We start from the raw sequence: 18,305 nt of genomic DNA, 5'->3' as shown, positions 1-18,305 counted from the left end.
CCGGCCCGCGCGGGTGACCGTCGCGCTGACGAACCGTCAGCGCACGGGGAAGCCGAAGGTGTACCCCTGCTGCTTCAGCCACGGCAGGATCTGGCGCAGCGCCTCCACGGTCTGCCCGCGGTCGCCGCCCGCGTCGTGGAAGAGCACGGTCGGGCCGTTGGCGATCTCGTTCTTGACGGTGCCCACCACGGCGGCCGTGCCCGGCTGCTTGAAGTCCTCGGAGTCCACGTTCCAGCCCAGCGGACGCATACCGCGCGACGCGGCGAGCTGACGGCTGTACGGGGTGAAGGCGCCGCCGGGGGCGCGGTAGTAGAGCGGCTTGACGCCCCCCGACGCCTCGGTGATCATGCGCTCGGCGTCCAGGATCTCCTTGGCCTGGTAGGCCCGCGACTTGGTGTTCATCGTCGTGTCGTGGGTGACGGAGTGGTCGCACAGCCGGTGCCCGGCGGCGACCACGGCCTTCACCAGATCGGGGTGCGCCTGCGCCTGCGTGCCGACCATGCAGAAGGTCGCCTTCACGCCGTTGTCCTCGAGCACCTGGAGAACCTGCGGGGTCCAGGCGGGGTCGGGGCCGTCGTCGATGGTGATGTTCACGCCCCGGGGGCCCTTGTCCGAGGCGTGCGCGATGTCCATGTTGACCAGCGGGGCCGGGAGTTGCGCGTCCGGCACGGAGGTCTGCCCCGGTATGGGGCGGGGTGTGGGCGTGGCCGTGGCCGTCGCGGAGGGCTTCGTGGACGCATGGGGCACGGCCGCCGCCGCCCGGTCACCGGTGGACCCCGCCTGGGCGGTCCACGCCGACACCGCCGCCGTCACGGCCGCGAGGCCGACGGCCGCCCCCAGCAGACGCCCGTTCGTCCCCCGTATACCGCTCCACACCATGTCCGCCCCGCTCCCTGAGTTCTCCGTACCGCTGTGCACAAAGGAGGACGGAGCGCGGGCGCTCCGGGATCCCTCTGTTACGGATCCCGGACGATTCCGCCGGGAGACGGCAACGCTCAGCGCGGGGCCGCGCATCCCGCGGCGCGGACGCCGCCGTCTGCAGGGCCCGCGGTGGGAAGTGGGCCTCGGGCCGCCGGAGGGGTGGGCGGACGCCGCGGCCGGCCGGGGCCGGCCGGCCTGGGGCAGGGGCATGCCTCCGGGGCACCGCAACGTCGCAGGCGCGACGGCGAACCCGGCCGCCGGGGTCAGCCGGCTCCGGGGCCCGTGTCGCCGTGGGCGGCCAGGGCCGTCGGATGCGGCCTCGCGGCGTGCCGTCCGGGGCCCTGCCGCTGAGGAGTCCCCCGCGGGCACGGCGGTTGGCGTCGGCCCTCCGGCACCACTGACGCCGTCTCGAATGGAGGCGGGTCCGGAGGCGCGGTGTGGTGCGCGTCCGGGGCGGAGTCGTCCTGGAGCGGGGCTGGGTGGGCTGATCTCGCGGCCCGGCGGCGGTGTGGCCGACGCGACCGCCAGGCGGCGCCGCGTCGTGCCGGGCGGGGTGGCGTGGTTCGGGGCAGGGGACGACATCTCGGGTTGCGCCGGTCGGCGCCTGCTCTTTTCGTCCGCCGCCGACGTGCAGTCGGCCGCGGGGGCCACGGGCACCTGAATCCGCACGGGGCGCCGGCCGGCGGCGTGGTCCGGGTCCGGGTCCGGGTCCGGAGCCGGGGCTTTCGGGCGGGGCCGGAGGGGACGGACCGTACGGCTCGCCGTCGGCGTCGAGCGGGCAGGCGGCGAACCGGCCGCCGGGTGGCAGCGCGTCGCAGGTGCGGTCGCCGCGCGGGGGCGCGTCAGTCGAGGGTGCGGGCGACCCAGCCGCGTTCGTAGGCGTGCCAGCCCAGTTGGAGGCGGGTGGTGACGTCGGCCAGTTCCATCAGGCGCTTGACGCGGCGCTGGACCGTGCGCAGGCCGAGGTCGAGCTGCTTGGCCGCGCTGGCGTCGGTGAGCCCGGCGAGCAGGAGCGAGAGGATCCGCAGGTCCACCGCGTCCGGACCGTCGGGCGAATCCTCTTCCGGCACGCCGTCGGGGTCGAGGCGGATCGGCAGCGCCTCGCGCCACACGCTCTCGAAGAGGCCCATCAGCGAGTCCAGGAGGCCGCTGCCGTGCACGACCAGCACGGCCGGTCCCGCGGAGTTGCGGCCGAGCGGGACCATCGCCAGGGAGCGGTCCGCGACGACGAGTTTGGTCGGGACCCGGTCCACGACGCGGACCTCCTCCTCGCGGCTGAGGGCGGCGGTGATCTCGACGATGCCGTTGGGGCCGCTGATCACCTCCCGCTCGACGACCACGCGGAAGCGGACGCCGCGTGCGACGGCGCGTTCCTCGGCGGTGTTCTCCATGCCGCTGACGACCATCGGGCTGCCCGTGACCAGGGCGCACACCTCCTTCTCCGCGCCCAGTTGGAGCTGCGCGAAGCGGTGCGTCACGGCGCTCGCGCCGGTGACGACCTCCACCAGATCGTGCACGGACGGCTCGGCCGCCTCCGCCCGGTACTCCTGCGCGAGCACGGCGGCGGCCAACTCGGCCTGCTCCAGACCGTGCCGTTGCTGGGTCAGCAGGGCGCCGAGCGCGACGTTGGGCGGTGCGGCCACCCAGCGGCCGGAGCCGGCGGAGGACTGCGCGACCAGCCCGTGCCGCTCCAGGCGCCTCAGAAGTGCGACGGTCTCCTCGTCGGGCCGTCCGAGCCGGTGCGACAGGTCGACGACCTCGGCGGCCCCCAGGCCCACGAGGGCGCGGTAGGCCGCCTCCTGGGCATCGTCCAGCCCTATGGCACCGAGCACGGGCACTCCTTTCCCCGGACTTCCGGGAGCTTCGCGGGGGGATCCCGGAACGGCCGCGGACAACACGCGGGCATGGCGGGAATGAGCCATGGCGTAATTCCGCCTCCGGACATCATCCCTGCTCGAACCCCTGTCCTGGCAAGGTGTCCCCACTGGAACGTCCGACGTGCGGCCCGAGGAGGGGGCCGGCCGCCCGTCGGACCGCCGGCGTGCCCGAAGTCTGTTTCGCCGTGCGCGTCCCGGTGGACAATAGGGGCATGAGCCAGCAGGGGGAGACCGGCCGCCGCCAAGAGGACGAGTGGTGGCGGCAGTTGTACGGCAGGACCGATCCCGGGGCCGGCGGAGCCGGTGAGCAGGACGACACGCTCGACGACCGCTACACGTCGGCGGTCAGCGCGCTGGGCGGTGAGCCGCACCTGGACCCGGGACCGCCGGGCACGGGAGCCGACCGTCCGGACGGGGACCGGACGGAGCCCGAGCCCGGGCCGCCGGACACCCTGCGGCTGCGCCGCCAGGAGCCGCCGCCCGCGGGTGACGTCCCGCGCCCCTGGCAGTACCAGAGCCCGCCGGAGCCGAGCGCGGCGGAGCCCCCGGGACTGCCCCCGGGCTGGGTGCCGGCCGAACCCTCGACCGGGGAGACCGGGGAGACCGGGAAGACAGGGCAGACCGGGAGGACCGCGGCCACCGCCCCCGTGACCCCCGACGCCCGGGTCCCGCAGGCCCGTACCGCACCCGGTGTCCGCATACCCGGCCCGTCCGGCCCGCCGGGCGACGGCGGGTCCGCGACCAGTGCGGTCACGGTCCCCGACACCGCGTTCCTCGGTGACGGCCCGCCCACCTACGCGCCCGAGCCGACCGCGTGGCCGCTCGCGGACCCCGGAGCTCTCGACGACCTGGTCCCCGACACCGTCCTGGACGGCGCCCGGTACGGCGTGCTGACGGTGCGTACGGCCGTCACGCGCGGCGACTCCGCCCGCTACCGGGGCGAGCCGCGCCGCGACGCCCTGCTGACCGCCCGCTTCGGGGCGGGGGACGACGCGCTGCTGCTGTTCGCCGTCGCCACCGGCCCGCGCGTCTCCGCCGTCGCCCACCGCGCCGCCCGCGACGCCTGCCACGGGATCGCCTCCGCCGTGGGCCGCAGCCACGCCCGCCTCGCGGAGGACATCCGCGGCTCGCGGCGCGGCTCCCTCAAGTCGGGGCTGCAGCGCCTGACCGACCGCTGCTGCGGCCGGCTGCGCGCCAAGGGCGAGGAACTGGGCCTGGACCCGGGCGAGTACGACGCCGGCCTGCGCTGCCTGCTGCTGCCCGTCGACCCGGACTGCCGCATCCGGCTGTTCTTCGGCGTCGGCGACGGCGGGCTGTTCCGCATCCGGGGCGGTGAGTGGCAGGACCTGGAACCGCTCCGGTCGGGGGAGCCCGCCGAACCCGAGGACGGCCCGGCCGTGGACTTCCGCTTCCGGGCCTCGATCGCCCGCCCCGGCGACACGCTGCTGCTGTGCAGCAGCGGCCTCGCCGACCCGCTGCGCGGCGAGCCGGCGCTCGCCGCGCACCTCGCGGAGCGCTGGGGCGCCGCCGAGCCGCCGGGGCTGCCGGCCTTCCTCGGCGACGCCCGGACCCGCGTCAAGGGCTACGCCGACGACCGCACCGTGGTGGCCGTCTGGGACGCCTGAGGCGCCGCGGGCGTCAGGCGCAGCGTCAGGATCTGGAAGGGGCGCAGGCTCACCGCGACGCCGTCCCCGTCACGCGGGGCGTCCCGCTCCGGCCGCTCCAGCAGATCCGTGACGCGCGCCCCGGCGAGCGCGAAACCGGGCACGAGCGTGCCCGAGGCCCGGCCGCCGCGGGACTCGTACAGGCGCACCACCACGTCCCCCGAGCGGTCGTCGGCGAGCTTGACCGACTCCACCGTGATCCCGGGGTGGCCGACGCGCAGCGGCGGCCGGACGGGTTCCGCCTGCGCGGCGGGGCGCAGCGGCAGGTTGAGGGCGAGCCCCTCGGCGACCGCGTCGCCGACGGCCGCCCCGGGAAGCAGCGCGTAGGTGAAGCGGTGGGAGCCCTGATCCGTCTCCGGGTCGGGGCTGTGCGGGGCGCGCAGCAGCGTCAGCCGTACCGTCGTGTCCGTGCCGGAGCGGGACGCGTCGTGGCCGTATGTGGAGTCGTTGAGCAGCGCGACCCCGTAGCCGGGCTCGCCGACGTGCAGCCATCGGTGGGCGCAGATCTCGAAACGGGCCGCGTCCCAGCCGGTGTTGGCGTGGGTGGGGCGGTGCACATGGCCGAACTGGATCTCGGCGGTGGAGCGGTCGGCGAGCACGTCCAGCGGGAAGGCGGCCTTGAGCACCTTCTCGGACTCGTGCCAGTCGGCGTCCGTGACGACGTCCAGCCGCCGGCTGCCGGCCGTCAGGCGCAGCTCCTGGGTGATCCGGCTGGCGCCGAAGGCCCGTACGACCCGGACCACGGCGCGCAGCGGGCCCCGCTCGACGAGGTCGACGGACTCCGCGTCCGTCAGGTCGGTGACCTTGCGGCGGTAGTGGCGGTCGATGTCCCAGGCGTCCCACTTGTTGGGGTGGTCGGGATGCAGCTGCAGCAGGTTGCCGTGGGCGCCCGGGGCCAGCACCTCGCGGCCCGCGGTCAGGTCGTGCACCGAGGACAGCAGCCCGTCGCGGTCGACGTGCACGCGGAGCAGCCCGTTGTCCAGGACGATCAGGCCGTCCTCCCGCGCCGCGGTGACCGGTTCGCCGATCGAGGGTCCGTCGACGGCGGCGCCCCCGAGCGCGGGTGCCGCGACCGCCACGGCCGCCCCGCCGTCCGGCAGCGGCTGCGCGGGCGTGTCCGGCGGCAGTGCCGCCAGCGCCTCCGCCGCGAGCGCCACGACCTCGCGGCGCGCGTACGGCGAGGCGTTGAGGACACCCGGCCCGCGGTCGTCCTCCGCGCGGTCGCCGGTGAGGGAGGCCACCGCCCCCGCGACGATCCACTCCAGTTCCTCGCGGACCTCGGCGTAGGTGTCCCGGGCCTCGCGGTGCACCCAGGCGATCGAGCTGCCCGGCAGGATGTCGTGGAACTGGTGGAGCAGTACCGTCTTCCACAGCCGGTCCAGGTCCTCGTACGGATACGCGTACCCCTCCGGGTCGCGCAGGGCCGCCGCCGTGCACCACAGTTCGGCCTCCCGCAGCAGGTGCTCGCTGCGCCGGTTGCCCTGCTTGGTCTTCGCCTGCGTGGTGTACGTGGCGCGGTGCAGCTCCAGGTACATCTCGCCGGACCAGACCGGCGCCCGGTCCCCGTACTCGGCCTCGGCGGCGGCGAAGAAGGCGGCGGGCTTCTCGATCTCCACTCGCGGCGAGCCCTCCAGGGAGCGCAGCCGGCGTGCCCGCTCCAGCATCTCGCGGGTGGGGCCGCCCCCGCCGTCGCCCCAGCCGAACGGCACCAGTGACCGGGTGGCCCGGCCCTTCTCCGCGAAATTGCGTACCGCGTGGGCGAGTTCGCGGCCGTCGAGCTGCGAGTTGTAGGTGTCGACGGGCGGGAAGTGGGTGAACACGCGGGTGCCGTCGATGCCCTCCCACCAGAAGGTGTGGTGCGGCATCTTGTTCGTCTGGTTCCAGGACAGCTTCTGGGTGAGGAACCACCGCACCCCTGCCAGCCGTGCCAGCTGGGGGAAGGCGGCGGTGTAGCCGAAGGAGTCGGGCAGCCAGATCTCCTCGGTCTCCACGCCCAGTTCGTCCAGGAAGAAGCGCTTGCCGTGGACGAGCTGCCGGGCCAGCGCCTCACCGCCGGGCATGTTGGCGTCGGACTCCACCCACATGGAGCCGACCGGCGCCCAGTTGCCCGCCCGCACCGCCTGCTGGATGCGCTGCCACACCACCGGCTGGTGCTCCTTGACCCATGCGTACTGCTGGGCCTGAGAGCAGGAGAAGACCAGCTCGGGATAGTCGCGCGCGAGCGCGGTGACGTTGGCGAAGGTGCGCGACGCCTTGCGCACGGTCTCGCGCAGCGGCCACAGCCAGGCCGAGTCGATGTGGGCGTGGCCGGTCGCGGAGACCCGGTGCGCGCTGGCGTGCGCGGGCCGGGCGAGGGCCTCGGCCAGCTCCCCGCGGGCGGCGGCCGCGGTGCCCGGGACGTCGTGCAGGTCGAGGGCGTCGAGCGCGTCCTCCAAGGAGCGCAGGATCTCGTGCCTGCGGGGGTCGTGGAAGTCCAGTTCGTGCATGAGTCCCTCGAGGACCTCGATGTCCAGCACCAGGTGCCAGACGTCCTCGTCCAGGACGGCGAGCTCCGCGGTGTCGAAGCGGTACAGCGGCTCGCGGCCGGCCGTGCGCACGTCGCCGAGCCGGGTCGGCCGCCAGTCGCGCAGCACCGCCGGGTTCGCGGCGGCCTCCAGCAGCAGCCGCACCTGCTCGCCGCCCCTGGCGGGAGCGGCGACCGGGACATGGCGGTTGAGCGGATGGACACCCTTCACGGGCGCGCCCTCGGCGTCGTACACCAGTCCCTCGGCCACGAAGCCCGGTCCGTCGCCGCCGAAGCCGGGGTCGATCACCGCCTCCACCCGGCGGCCCGCCCACCCGGCCGGGACGGCGCCCTCCAGCCGGAACCAGCTGGTCGACCAGGGCGGCCCCCAGGGCATACCCGGGGAGAACGGCTCGAAGGCGCCGTCCGAGAGCGCCTTGAGCGCCTCCCCGACGGGCACCGGCTCGCCGTCCACATGCCACGCCGTCAGGGCGAGCGGCACCCGGTCGGCATAGGTCGCGGGCCGGATGAACTGGCCCATCGCCCTGGTCAGACGTCCCTCGACCAGCAGTCGGTCGTCGTGCATCTCAACTCCTCGGGGTCGGCTCACCGGATGGATTCCCCGTCAATGCGGCGGTGTCCCGTAACGCCCGCAAGACGGACGGGGTTTTCGGGGCATGAGAAAACTCGCGCGTCCCGGCGGACTCTCTCGGCGCAGGCTGCTCGGAGCAGCCGCCGCTCTCGCCCCTGTCACCATGGCCTCGTCGCTGCCCCTGTCCGGTACGGCCGCTGCCGCCGCCCCCGACCCCTACGCGGGGCTCGCCCAGGAGGCCGTCACCGCGTTCCGCAGCGCCTGGGACGCCTACCGGCGCCTCGCCTGGGGACGGGACGAGCTGCGCCCGATCAGCGGCACCGGCTCGGACTTCTTCATCCCCGGCAGCACCCTCGGCCTGACGATCATCGAGGCGCTGGACACGCTCTACCTGATGGAACTGGACGACGACCTGGCCGCGGGCGTCGCCTGGGTCAAGAACGACCTCGTGCTCGACCAGGACGCCCCTGTCCAGGTCTTCGAGACGATCATCCGGCTGGTGGGCGGCCTGCTCTCCGGTCACCTGGCCACCAAGGACCCGGTCCTGCTCGACCGGGCGCGGGACCTCGCCGACCGCCTGCTGCCCGCCTTCACCCGGTCGCCCACCGGGGCCCCGTACCGCTACGTCAACCTCTCCACCGGCGCCGTGCGCGGCAAGGAGAACAACCTCGCCGAGATCGGCACCTGCATCACCGAGTTCGGCGAGCTGTCCCGGCTCACCGGCGACCGGCGCTACTACGACGCGGCCAAGAAGGCGTTGCGCGCCGTCTACGACCGCCGCTCGCGGATCGACCTGGTGGGCACGGCGCTGAACGTCGAGACCGGCGCGTGGACCGGCACCACCGCCACCCTCGACCCGCCTGTCGACTCCTTCTTCGAATACCTGTGGGACGGCTGGCAGCTGTACCGCGACCAGGACCTGAGGACCTGGTACACCACGCTCACCGCCGGCGTCTTCCGCCACCTGGCCGAGCGGCGCGACGGCCGGCTCTGGTTCCGCCAGGCCGACATGACCACCGGCCGCACCACCGGCCACTACCAGTCGGAGCTCACCGCCTTCTACGCCGGACTGCTCGCCCAGAGCGGCCGGATCGCCGACGGGGAGGCCTACCACGACAGCTGGGCGGCCGTGATCGCCGCCCACCGCCTGCCCCCGGAGATGATCGACTACACCACCCTGCGCGCCGTCGACGCCTCCTACCCCCTGCGTCCCGAGTACGTCGACTCCTGCCTCTTCCTCTGGCTCATCACGAAGAAGGAGCGCTACCGCGCCCGGGCGGCGGACATGTTCCAGCGGCAGAAGAAGTACTGCAAGGTCCGCAACGGGTACACGGCCATCGCCGATGTGACGACCCGTCCGATGAAACAGGCGGACCTCACCCCGGCGTACTGGTTCAGCGAGAACGCCAAGTACTACTACCTGCTCTTCGCCCGGGCGCGCCGCTTCGACTACGCCTCCAACTACCTCACCACGGAGGGCAACGTCCTGCGCGGGCTGCGCTGACCGTGCCCGCGACGCCGGCGGTGCCGACCGGCCGGCTCAGCCGGCGACGGCCACGTCCGCCTCGTGCCGGACCGGGAAGTTGACGGAACTGGCGATGAAGCAGAGCCGGTGGGCGTCCTCGTGCAGCGCGACGGCGGCGTCCACCATGGCGGCCGAGGCGACCTCCACACGGGGCCGGAGCACGGCCTCGGTGAAGTGGCCGCCGCCGTCGCCGGTTTCCCGCAAGGTGGCCTCGGCGCGGTCGGTGTAGGCGGTGACGACCACTCCCGCGACCGTGCACACATGCAGGTAGGAGAGCATGTGGCACTGCGACAGGGCGGCCAGTTGGAGCTGTTCGGGGTTCCAGCGGGCCGGGTCGCCGCGGAAGGCGGGGTCGGAGCTGCCGGGGATCACCGGCACCGGCAGGCCGGGCGCGGAGACCTCGTGCTCCCTGCCGTAGGCGCGGTACGCGCTCGTCCCCGAGCCGCGGTTGCCGCTCCAGGCGACCTCGATGGCGTAGGTGTGCTGCTTGCTGATGTCCGGCACGGCTAACGCGTCCTCTCGTGTGGGTCGTCGGTGCGGTCGTCCGCCGGCGCCCCGGCCCGCTCGGAGGCGGCGCAGGTGTCGGCCACATGCTCACGGGCGGCCGCGTGCGCCTCCGCCTCGCGGCCCGCGACGACGGCGGCGAGCAGCCGGCGGTGCTGGTCGGCGACCTGGTCGGGTCGCTCCGGTGCGGCGAGGGACAGACGGGTGGAGACCTGGATCTGGTCCCACAGCCGGTCCAGCGTGCCGGCCGCCACCGGGTTCGCCGACAGGGCGGCGATGCCGCTGTGGAAGCGCCGGTTGTGCCGGACCGCTTCCTCCAGGCGCCCTGCCGCCGTGGCCTCCTCGGCCTGCGCCGCCACGCGTTCCAGCGCGGTCAGTTCGGCGGGTGCCACCTCCCCGCGCCGCTGCCGCCCGGCGGCCAGTTCGGCGGTGAGCGCCTCCAGGGCGCCGCGTACCTGGTAGGCGTGGCGCAGCGCCTCCGGGCCCAGTTCGACCACGCTCACCCCGCGCCCCGCCGAACGCACCAGGCCGTCCGCCACCAGCGCGCGGAACGCCTCGCGCACCGGTGTACGGCTCATCGCCAGCGCCGCGGCCGTCTCCAGCTCGGTCAGGCGCTGGCCGGGGGCGTACACCCCGTCCAGGATCAGTTCCCGCAGCCGCCGATGGGCGGCGTCCGTCTGCTGCACCCGGCCACTGTATCCATTGCATGCAATGGATACAAGAGCGCAGCGTCCACGGCCCATGACTGGAAGTGGCCGCGCCGGGGCATGCATTGCGCGTAGATGTTCGACCCCGGAAGGGCGCGAGCTGCCGGAGCGGAGCCGATGGAACGTCAGCCTGCGCAGGCGAGCGACCGGGAGGCCGGGGACACCACCGAAGCGCACCACCTGCACCGTCCGCTCCAGCACGCCGACCTGCCGGCGGTGGCGGACGTCCGCAGGCTGCTGCGCGAGTCCTTACGGGACTGGGGCGTCCCCGCCCTTGCCGACACCGCCGTCCTGCTCACCACCGAACTCGTCACCAACGCCCTGCGGCACACCGACCGGGGCGCCGTCCTCACCGCGACCTTCGCACCGGCCCCGGCGCACCGACTGCGCGTGGAGGTACGCGACTTCACCTCCCGCCATCCCCGGCTGCGCGCGCCCTCGACACGCGGCACCTCCGGACGCGGCCTGCAGCTCGTGCAGTCCCTCGCCGACGCCTGGGGCGTTCACGCCGAGGGGGACGGTTCCGGGAAGGTCGTGTGGTTCGAACTGGACGCGGCCTCGCCGTCCTGACGGAACGTCGATCCACTCGCCCCGCAACGCCGCTGCCCCGGCCGGGAAGACCCGGCCGGGGCAGCGATGTGACGCGAGGAGGTGCGGGGGGAATCAGCCGTACTGGCGCTCCAGATCCGCCAGCTTGCGCTCGAGGGAGTCGAGCTTGGGCAGCGCCATGGTGTCGTCCTCGGCGGTGAGGTCGATGGTGGTGCGCAGCGCCTCTTCACGGACGGGCGACAGCGCGGGACGGGAGCGCGAGGGCAGTTCGGCCTTCTCCGGTTCTATGGCAGGCTCCGCGGAGGCCTGGGTGCCGGCGGGGTTGGAGCCGGGCAGTTCGTACTTGCTGCCGCCGCGGTTCCAGACGCGGTGCTGCCGGTTGATGGCCTTGATGCGCGCGCGCTCCAGCCGCTCGTGCTCGCGGCGGCGCATCGCCTCCTGGTCCTTGCGGACCCGCTCGTCGCGGACCTCCTCGACGGCCTCGTCCAGCGTGCGGACGTTCTCGAGCAGCATCAGGGACCAGGCGCCGTAGGTCTCGCGCGGGGCGCGCAGCCAGCGGACCATGCGGATCTGCGGCAGCGGGCGCGGGATGAGGCCCTGCTCGCGCAGGGCCGCGCGACGGGTCTGCTTCAGGGCCCGGTCGAAGAGCACCGCCGCGGAGAGCGACATGCCCGCGAAGAACTCCGGGGCGCCGGCGTGGCCGCCGCCGCGCGGGGCGTGCACCCAGTTGAACCAGGCCGCGGCGCCCGCGAACAGCCAGACCAGGATGCGCGAGCCGAGGGCCGCGTCGCCGTGGCTGGCCTCGCGGACGGCGAGCACGGAGCAGAACATCGCGGCGCCGTCGAGACCGAAGGGCACCAGGTACTCCCAGCCCCCGGACAGGCCCAGATTCTGCTGGCCGAAGCCGACCAGGCCGTGGAAGGACAGGGCCGCCGCGACCGAGGCACAGCCGAAGAGCAGGACGTAGGAGGCCGTGCCGTACATGGCCTCCTTCTTGCGGCGCCGCTCCTCCGAACGCTCCCAGGAGTCGCCCTGGGCGGCCTCCTCCTTGCGGGCCTTGCGGTTGCGCAGGAACACCGCCGCGGCGGCGAGGACCGCCACGCACACGGCGCCCGAGAGCGTCCAGTCAAGCGTTATGTCCGTAAATCTCATACGTGCGATTCCTTGCGTCGCAGTACCGTCGCGCTCGGGCCGCGAGACGGCGTTCGCGCGACATCCTGGCGAACGCCTCGGGCGCGTGAAGCGGTTTCGGGACAAGAGAACGCCAACGGAGTGGTGGCGTGGGGAGAGACCGACAGAATACTCGAACTGAGGAGCGTTCTTAGCGCAGTTGACCTAGCGAAGTTCCGGGCCGACCTGGCGCCGGGCCCCTCGGCGGGCGGAGTCCGGGAAGCCGTGCCGGGCGGCCCGGACAAAAGATCCACACGAGGTGGTACCGGCCTTGCCTCGCTTCCGGGGGCACGGCGGGAGGTACCTTCTCGAAGCAGGTCGTGGAGAGTGGTGCAATAGAGGGCGGCGCGCACCGAACGTAGGAGTGCGCCAGGCGCACACCGATCCGTCCGAAGGAGCCCCCCGTGGAGTACGCCCCCCGAGCCGCGCGGCGCCCCGAGGCGGCCGCCGCAGCGGCCCCAGGGCTGCCGCCCGGCCACGACGAACTCGTCCGGGGTGCCCATCCGCATGCCGAGCCCCGCCAGGAGACCGGGTCCCGTCGGGACGCCGCACCGGGCCGGGCCGAGGCGCTGCCCCGGCCGCGCCGGATGCCCGAGCGGCACTCCGTGCGCGACCAGGTCCTGCGGGCGCTGCGCGGCGCCCTGGTGACCGGCGAGCTGCGGCCGGGCGCCGTGTACTCCGCCCCGGCGCTCGCCGAGCGATTCGGGGTCTCGGCCACACCCGTCCGCGAGGCCATGCAGCTGCTGGCCCGGGAAGGCGCCGTCGAGGCCCTGCCCAACAAGGGCTTCCGGGTCGCCGAGCGCAGCCGCCGGGACCGCGCCGAACTCGCCGAGGTGCGCGCGCTCCTGGAGGTCCCCGTCGTGCTGCGGCTGGCCCGCACCGTGCCGCCCTCCCGCTGGGAGCAGTTGCGGCCCCTGGCCGAGGCCACCGTCGCCGCCGCCGCGCTCGGCGACCGCGTCGCCTACGCCGAGGCCGACCGGGCCTTCCACCGCGCGCTCCTGGAGGTCTCCGGCAACCGGCAGCTCGTCGCCGTGGCGGAGGAACTGCACCGCCGTGCCCAGTGGCCCGTCGCCGAGGACCACGCACGCGCCGGCGGCGGCCCTCGCGGCATCCGCGCCGAACTCGTCGCGGACGCCGGTGAACACGCCGCGCTCCTGGAGGCCCTCGTCGGTGGGGACATCTCCGAGGTCGAGGCCCTCGCCCGCGGCCACTACGGCGGCTGAAGAGGCCTCCCGCCCGTTCGGGGCGTGTGGTTCCCGTCACATACGGCGGGTGAATGTGGGGAACCTGTCGGGAACCGTTCCTGTTCCCGTGGTCCCGCGCGGAATTCTCGGCGGGCCGGCCGGAACGCGATAAACTTTTCGCGCCCGCCCAATGGGCCGCATTGGGCGCCCGTTTCGCCGCTTTCGGGCGGTCCCGGGGAACGGGCCGCCCCCGCCGTTCCGCGGAAATAGCGTGCGTATACGGTTCGTGCATGAATCATGGATATCTCCGGCCATTGCGCGGGCGGGTGCGGTGCCGACGGAATTTGCTGCTCGGAGCGGCTCTGGGCGCACTCGTCCTCACCACTGTCGTGACCGGATGCGCGAAGGACAGCGGTGCGGCGGCCGGACAGGGGGTACGAGCGCCCGCCTCCGGGCCCGACGCGGCCGGTTCGCCGATGAGCGGGTCCCTGCCGCCCCTCTCCCCGAGCCCGTCGGCGCCGGCGGTGGACGCCTGGGCGAAGTGGGGGCTGAAACCGCTGGCACCGGCCCCGGGGCCGCCGGCCGTCAAGCCGGTCCGACTCACCGCGCACGGTCCGGTCCCGGTGATCTCCGACGTGCCGACCAAGGAGAAGATCGTCTTCATAACGATCGACGACGGCCAGGAGAAGAGTCCCGCGTTCGTGCGGATGCTGAAGGATCTGAAGGTCCCCGTCACCATGTTCCTCACGAATGACGCGATCAAGAGCGACTACGGGTATTTCACACAGCTCCAGGGGCTGGGAAACCATATCCAGAACCACACCCTGCACCACCCGGAGATGAATCGGCTGTCGCCCGCCCGGCAGCGCGCCGAGATATGCGGGAACCAGGAGATCCTCGCTCAGCGGTACGGCTCGGCCCCCCTCCTGTTCCGCCCGCCGTACGGTGCCGGCGCGTATGGGGACTCCCTCAACGCGGCGGTGCGGCAGTGCGGTCCGGGGGCGATAGTGCTGTGGCGTGAATCCATGCAGATCAAGCAAATGCAGTATCAGACCGCGGACAAGCGTCTGCGCCCCGGGGACATCATCCTCGCGCATTTCCGCGGCCCCGCGGAACTCAAGGGCGTCACCATGACGCACATGTTCGCCAACATGCTCCGCCACATCCGCGAACAGGGTTTCACCGTGGCCCGCTTGGAGGACTACATCCAGGCTCCGCCCGCCGGGCAGTGAGCGCCCGCCCCGTCGCGCGGGCCCGAAGCGCGGTCCGCGGCCCGCGTGCCGGCGCCCGCCGCGGCTGAATCGAGGCGCCGCGGCCGGCATGGAAGCCTGGAGCCCGGCCGCCGGACGCCCGCGACCCCCGGCACGGGGGTCGCGGGCGTTCTCTTCCGACCGCCGGCGCCGTCGCCTGCGGCGATGTGATCGCTCATCACCCGATGGGGTGAGCGGCTGCGCGCGACGAGCGCCGCGCACACCTCCCCCGGGCCGTCCTCCCTGCCAGGGCCGCCGCTCCTAAGCGGCCCCTTCGGCGTCCAGGGTCTCCGCGAGCCACACGGGTACGCCGCCGAGCAGCCGGAACAGCCGCGCGGCCTCGGCCCGCAGCCGGGCCGCCTCCGGCTCGGGCTCGACGGTCGCCAGGGCGGCGAGGGCCGGGGCCGTCCCGATGAGGTACCCCGTCTCGACGCGCAGCCGCAACGACTCCGCGAAACCGTGCCGGGCAGCGGTGACGTCGCCGTCGCGGGCCGCCAGCCCCGCCAGGTGGCCACGGGTGAAGGAGGTCAGCAGCGCGTCGCCGTGCGCCTCGGCCCCGGCGTGCGCGCGCAGGTAGGAGGCCCGGGCCGCCGTCGCGTCGTCGCCCAGCTTCTCGGCCACCAGGCCCCGGCGGAAGTCCAGCAGCGGCCGTCCGGGCGCACCGGGCTCCAGCAGCGCGGCACTGCGCATCAGGGCGGCCCGCGCCTCGTCGGCCCGGTCCCGCGGGCCGAAGAGGGTCACCAGGTACGCCAGATTCCCCCGTTCGCAGGAGGCCTCACCGCGCTCGTTGTCCGTCCGGGCCAGGGCCTCCGCCGTGCGCAGCGCGTCCTCGGCCTCCGCCCAGCCGTCGAGGGTGTACATGCACCGCTCGATCAGCAGCGCCGCCCGCCGCGTGGCGACCTCCGGCCGTTCGGCCGCGTACGGCGCCAGCAGCGCCGCGGCCTCCGTCCAGCAGCCCCGGCCGCGCAGCCGTGCCACGTCCGGTGGCGCACCGCCGCCTTCGGCCGTCGGTCCCACCTCTGCGTCCGACATGGCGGTGTCCGCCACTTGCCCTCCCGAAGCGCGTCATCGAGCCCGTTGGGCGAAGTCCAGCACGGCACGGGGTGCCGCGCCAAGAGGGCGGACACGGCTTGATCGCGGCGCGCCCCGCCGCACGCGCTCCCTGCGGCCCCTGCGGACCGGGCCGGATCGCCCGCCGGGTGCCGCCCAGCGACTCACGGTCCTCAACTGACCAGCGGTGGAGGCGAGTTCACCGCCAGTCCGGGCCGGCTCCCCGGCCCGCCGGGCGGGGGAGTGCGCCTAACGGTTGCGGGTGATCGATTTGTGCTCGACGTAGCCGGTCAGGCCGACCTTGCCGTACTCGCGGCCCACGCCGCTCGCCTTGTAACCGCCGAACGGGCCGTCGAAGCTCATCGGCGAGCCGTTCAGGGTGACCGTTCCGGTCCGCAGCCGGCGGGCGACGGCCAGGGCCCGCTCCGGGTCCGCCGACCAGACGCCGCCGGACAGGCCGTACTCGGAGTCGTTGGCGATCCGGACGGCGTCGTCCTCGTCGTCGTAGGCGATCACGGACAGGACCGGGCCGAAGATCTCCTCCTGGGCGATGCGCATGGAGTTGTCGACGTCGGCGAACACGGTCGGGGTGACGTAGTGGCCCTTCTCCAGGCCCTCGGGGACCCGCGGGCCACCGGTGACCAGGCGGGCGCCCTCCTCGATGCCGACGTTGATGTAGTCGATGACCCGCTCCTGCTGGTCGCGGCGGATCATCGGGCCGATGAACGTGTCGGGGGCGGACGGGTCGCCGACCTTCAGCGACTCCACCATCTCCTTCACCGCGGCGACGACCTCCTCGTACCGGCTGCGCGGCGCCAGGATGCGGGTCTGCAGGATGCAGGCCTCGCCGTTGTTGGCCATCGCACCGAAACGCAGGCCCCGCACCGCGGCCGCCAGGTCGGCGTCCTCCAGGACGAGCGCGGCCGACTTGCCGCCCAGTTCCAGGCCGACCCGCTTGAGGTGCTCACCCGCGATCGAGGCGATACGCCGTCCGGCGCGCGTCGAGCCGGTGAAGGAGATCTTGTCCACGCCCGGGTGCGAGACGAGGTACTCGCTGGTCGCGCGGTCCGCGGGCAGGACGCTGAGCACGCCCTCGGGAAGCCCCGCCTCGTGCCACAGGTCCGCCAGCAGCATCATGCTCAGCGAGTTCTCCGGGGAGACCTTCAGCACGACGGTGTTGCCGGCCAGCAGGGCAGGCACCAGCTTGGCGGTGGCGGCGGAGAACGGCGAGTTCCACGGGATGACGGCGGCGACCACGCCGATCGCCTCGCGCCGCACGATGGTGTCGAAGGCCACCGACGGATCGGACGGCTCGACGACCTCCTCCCAGCCGAACTCCTCGGCCGCCTTCAGATAGGCCTCCACCTGCCGGGTCAGGAACGGCTGGCCGGCCTTGGTGAACCAGCCCGCCGAGCCGTTCTCGGCGGATATCGCCGCGGCGACCTCGTCGGCACGCGCCGCGCGCAGGGCGTCGTAGCGCCGGACGATCTCCTGCCGTTCCTCGGGCGTGCTGTGCGGCCAGGGTCCGTGGTCGAAGGCCTGCCGGGCCGCGGCGACGGCCGCGTCCACATCGGCGGGCGCGGCCTGCGCCACGCTGCCCAGCAGGGACCGGTCGTGCGGGGAGAGGATGTCGAGCAGCAGGTCCGGGTCGCTGGGCGCGACCCAGGAACCACCGATGTAGAGCTTGTCTCGGACGGTCATGTCTGTGTGTTCCTTCGAACGGGACGTGGTGGGAAAGGTGGTGAAAAGGGGGCGGCCGGGGGGACGCGGCACACCTCCGGACAGGGTCCTGGCCTGCCGTCAGCCCGTGGGGCGGTCCGTGGACCGGCTGACCTCGGCCCAGCGCTGCGCCTCGGCGAGACGGCCCTGCTCCGAGGCGATGGCGATGCCCAGGGCGTCGCTGCCGAGCAGAAGCCGGCGCGGGGGTTCCTCGGCCTCGACCGCGGCGATGATCGCGCGGGCCATGCGGTCCGGATCGCCGGGCTCGTTGCCGGCGTACTCGGCGAACCTGGCCAGCCACGCGCCCACCGTCGGCTCGTAGTCGGGGGTCACCGGACCGGACGGCTTCGCGGCCCCGGCGGCCCAGCCGGTGCGGATGCCGCCCGGCTCGACGATGGTGACCCTGACGCCGAACGGTGCCACCTCGCCCGCGAGGACCTCGGAGAAGCCCTCCACGGCGAACTTGGCCGTCTGATAGGCGCTGAGGCCGGGGGTGCCGCCGACGCGTCCGCCGATGGAGGAGATCTGCACCACGTGCCCGGACCGCCGGCGGCGCATCACCGGCAGCACCGACCGGGTCATATGGACCACGCCGTAGAGGTTGGCCTCCACCTGCGCGCGGAACTCGTCCTCGGGGAAGTCCTCGATCGAGCCGGTGGTGGCGTAACCGGCGTTGTTGACCAGTACGTCGACCGCGCCGAACCGCTCCACGGCCCGTGCCACCACCTCCCGGGACTGCGACGGGGAGGTGACGTCCAGGGCCACCGCCTCCAGGCGCCCGGGGTACTCGGCCCTCAGCCAGGCCAGGGACTCCGGCGTGCGTGAGGTCACCACGACCTGGTCGCCGGCCTCCAGCGCCGCCAGGACCAGAGCCTTGCCCAGTCCCTGCGAGCCACCGGTGATCAGCCACGTCCGTGCCATTGCGCGTTCCTCGTTTCATCGACATGTCGTCTCGGAGGCTGTGCTGCCGCCCGCGCCGCCTTCCTCCGACGGCCACTCCAACGTAGATGGTTTTCCAAGAAACGCAACATGAGTGTTGCGATACAGAGGCGTGTTGCATCTCACCGGCAACTTTTGCCGGGTCAAGTGA

14 protein-coding genes are annotated in these 18,305 nt (G+C 73.7%); 5 read left to right on the top strand and 9 right to left on the bottom strand.

Annotation, left to right across the window (positions count from 1 at the left end; all coding sequences use genetic code 11):
• Positions 1–36: 36 nt before the first annotated feature.
• Together PV364_RS07535 and PV364_RS07530 are read right to left on the bottom strand one after the other, a co-directional pair.
• Positions 37–879 (bottom strand): polysaccharide deacetylase family protein, encoded by an 843-nt coding sequence (locus PV364_RS07535; protein WP_319658938.1) that lies wholly within the window; start codon positions 877–879, stop codon positions 37–39.
• Between the two features lie 884 nt (positions 880–1,763).
• Positions 1,764–2,753: a helix-turn-helix domain-containing protein gene (locus PV364_RS07530; RefSeq protein WP_319658937.1), complete on the bottom strand. Its 990-nt coding sequence runs from the start codon at positions 2,751–2,753 to the stop codon at positions 1,764–1,766.
• 257 nt (positions 2,754–3,010) lie between these two features.
• Here PV364_RS07530 and PV364_RS07525 point away from each other — a divergent pair, with 257 nt between their 5' ends.
• Entirely contained in the window at positions 3,011–4,423 is a 1,413-nt protein-coding gene (locus PV364_RS07525; protein ID WP_319658936.1) for a protein phosphatase 2C domain-containing protein, read from the top strand.
• Here PV364_RS07525 and PV364_RS07520 read toward each other — a convergent pair.
• Complete coding sequence (locus tag PV364_RS07520; protein ID WP_319658935.1) at positions 4,381–7,551, bottom strand: alpha-mannosidase; 3,171 nt, start codon at positions 7,549–7,551, stop codon at positions 4,381–4,383. The genes PV364_RS07525 and PV364_RS07520 overlap by 43 nt on opposite strands.
• A gap of 91 nt (positions 7,552–7,642) precedes the next feature.
• Here PV364_RS07520 and PV364_RS07515 point away from each other — a divergent pair, with 91 nt between their 5' ends.
• On the top strand, positions 7,643–9,061 hold the full coding sequence (locus PV364_RS07515) for a glycoside hydrolase family 47 protein (RefSeq protein ID WP_319658934.1): 1,419 nt from the start codon (positions 7,643–7,645) through the stop codon (positions 9,059–9,061).
• A gap of 36 nt (positions 9,062–9,097) precedes the next feature.
• Here the strand turns inward: PV364_RS07515 and PV364_RS07510 are convergent, their stop codons facing one another.
• Together PV364_RS07510 and PV364_RS07505 are read right to left on the bottom strand one after the other, a co-directional pair.
• Complete coding sequence (locus tag PV364_RS07510; RefSeq protein ID WP_401975214.1) at positions 9,098–9,586, bottom strand: OsmC family protein; 489 nt, start codon at positions 9,584–9,586, stop codon at positions 9,098–9,100.
• Positions 9,587–9,588: 2 nt separating this feature from the next.
• Positions 9,589–10,272, bottom strand: coding sequence for a GntR family transcriptional regulator (locus tag PV364_RS07505; protein ID WP_319658933.1), 684 nt, complete (start codon positions 10,270–10,272; stop codon positions 9,589–9,591).
• A gap of 138 nt (positions 10,273–10,410) precedes the next feature.
• Between PV364_RS07505 and PV364_RS07500 the strand changes: the two genes are divergently transcribed.
• Complete coding sequence (locus tag PV364_RS07500) at positions 10,411–10,863, top strand: ATP-binding protein (RefSeq protein ID WP_319658932.1); 453 nt, start codon at positions 10,411–10,413, stop codon at positions 10,861–10,863.
• Positions 10,864–10,956: 93 nt separating this feature from the next.
• Here PV364_RS07500 and PV364_RS07495 read toward each other — a convergent pair whose 3' ends face one another.
• The gene (locus tag PV364_RS07495; RefSeq protein ID WP_319658931.1) at positions 10,957–11,994 is read right to left on the bottom strand and encodes a DUF2637 domain-containing protein; all 1,038 of its coding nucleotides are present in this window, start codon (positions 11,992–11,994) and stop codon (positions 10,957–10,959) included.
• A 422-nt stretch (positions 11,995–12,416) separates the two neighbouring features.
• Between PV364_RS07495 and PV364_RS07490 the strand changes: the two genes are divergently transcribed.
• On the top strand, positions 12,417–13,235 hold the full coding sequence (locus PV364_RS07490) for a GntR family transcriptional regulator (protein ID WP_319658930.1): 819 nt from the start codon (positions 12,417–12,419) through the stop codon (positions 13,233–13,235).
• A 584-nt stretch (positions 13,236–13,819) separates the two neighbouring features.
• Positions 13,820–14,428 (top strand): polysaccharide deacetylase family protein, encoded by a 609-nt coding sequence (locus PV364_RS07485; protein WP_319658929.1) that lies wholly within the window; start codon positions 13,820–13,822, stop codon positions 14,426–14,428.
• A gap of 279 nt (positions 14,429–14,707) precedes the next feature.
• Here PV364_RS07485 and PV364_RS07480 read toward each other — a convergent pair whose 3' ends face one another.
• The 3 genes from PV364_RS07480 to PV364_RS07470 all read right to left on the bottom strand — a co-directional run bounded on the left by PV364_RS07480 (position 14,708) and on the right by PV364_RS07470 (position 18,136).
• Positions 14,708–15,478, bottom strand: a complete 771-nt coding sequence (locus PV364_RS07480) for a hypothetical protein (protein WP_319658928.1) — start codon at positions 15,476–15,478, stop codon at positions 14,708–14,710.
• Positions 15,479–15,745: 267 nt separating this feature from the next.
• Positions 15,746–17,197 carry an aldehyde dehydrogenase gene (locus PV364_RS07475; RefSeq protein ID WP_319658927.1) on the bottom strand — a complete coding sequence of 484 codons (1,452 nt, stop codon included), beginning with the start codon at positions 17,195–17,197 and terminating at the stop codon, positions 15,746–15,748.
• A 99-nt stretch (positions 17,198–17,296) separates the two neighbouring features.
• A complete protein-coding gene (locus PV364_RS07470) occupies positions 17,297–18,136 on the bottom strand; it encodes an oxidoreductase (protein WP_319658926.1) in 840 nt (279 codons plus the stop codon).
• Positions 18,137–18,305 lie beyond the last annotated feature (169 nt).

Source organism: Streptomyces sp. MI02-7b (genome assembly GCF_033793585.1).
GTDB lineage: Bacteria > Actinomycetota > Actinomycetes > Streptomycetales > Streptomycetaceae > Actinacidiphila.
This window is presented reverse-complemented; position numbering and strand designations above follow the sequence as displayed.

Excerpts from the sequence above, each read along its gene's own strand:
- PV364_RS07515 (WP_319658934.1), top strand. The coding sequence starts at position 7,643 with ATGAGAAAACTCGCGCGTCCCGGCGGACTCTCTCGGCGCAGGCTGCTC.
- PV364_RS07525 (WP_319658936.1), top strand. The coding sequence starts at position 3,011 with ATGAGCCAGCAGGGGGAGACCGGCCGCCGCCAAGAGGACGAGTGGTGG.
- PV364_RS07480 (WP_319658928.1), bottom strand. The coding sequence starts at position 15,478 with ATGTCGGACGCAGAGGTGGGACCGACGGCCGAAGGCGGCGGTGCGCCA.
- PV364_RS07470 (WP_319658926.1), bottom strand. The coding sequence starts at position 18,136 with ATGGCACGGACGTGGCTGATCACCGGTGGCTCGCAGGGACTGGGCAAG.
- PV364_RS07535 (WP_319658938.1), bottom strand. The coding sequence starts at position 879 with ATGGTGTGGAGCGGTATACGGGGGACGAACGGGCGTCTGCTGGGGGCG.
- PV364_RS07475 (WP_319658927.1), bottom strand. The coding sequence starts at position 17,197 with ATGACCGTCCGAGACAAGCTCTACATCGGTGGTTCCTGGGTCGCGCCC.
- PV364_RS07520 (WP_319658935.1), bottom strand. The coding sequence starts at position 7,551 with ATGCACGACGACCGACTGCTGGTCGAGGGACGTCTGACCAGGGCGATG.
- PV364_RS07500 (WP_319658932.1), top strand. The coding sequence starts at position 10,411 with ATGGAACGTCAGCCTGCGCAGGCGAGCGACCGGGAGGCCGGGGACACC.
- PV364_RS07495 (WP_319658931.1), bottom strand. The coding sequence starts at position 11,994 with ATGAGATTTACGGACATAACGCTTGACTGGACGCTCTCGGGCGCCGTG.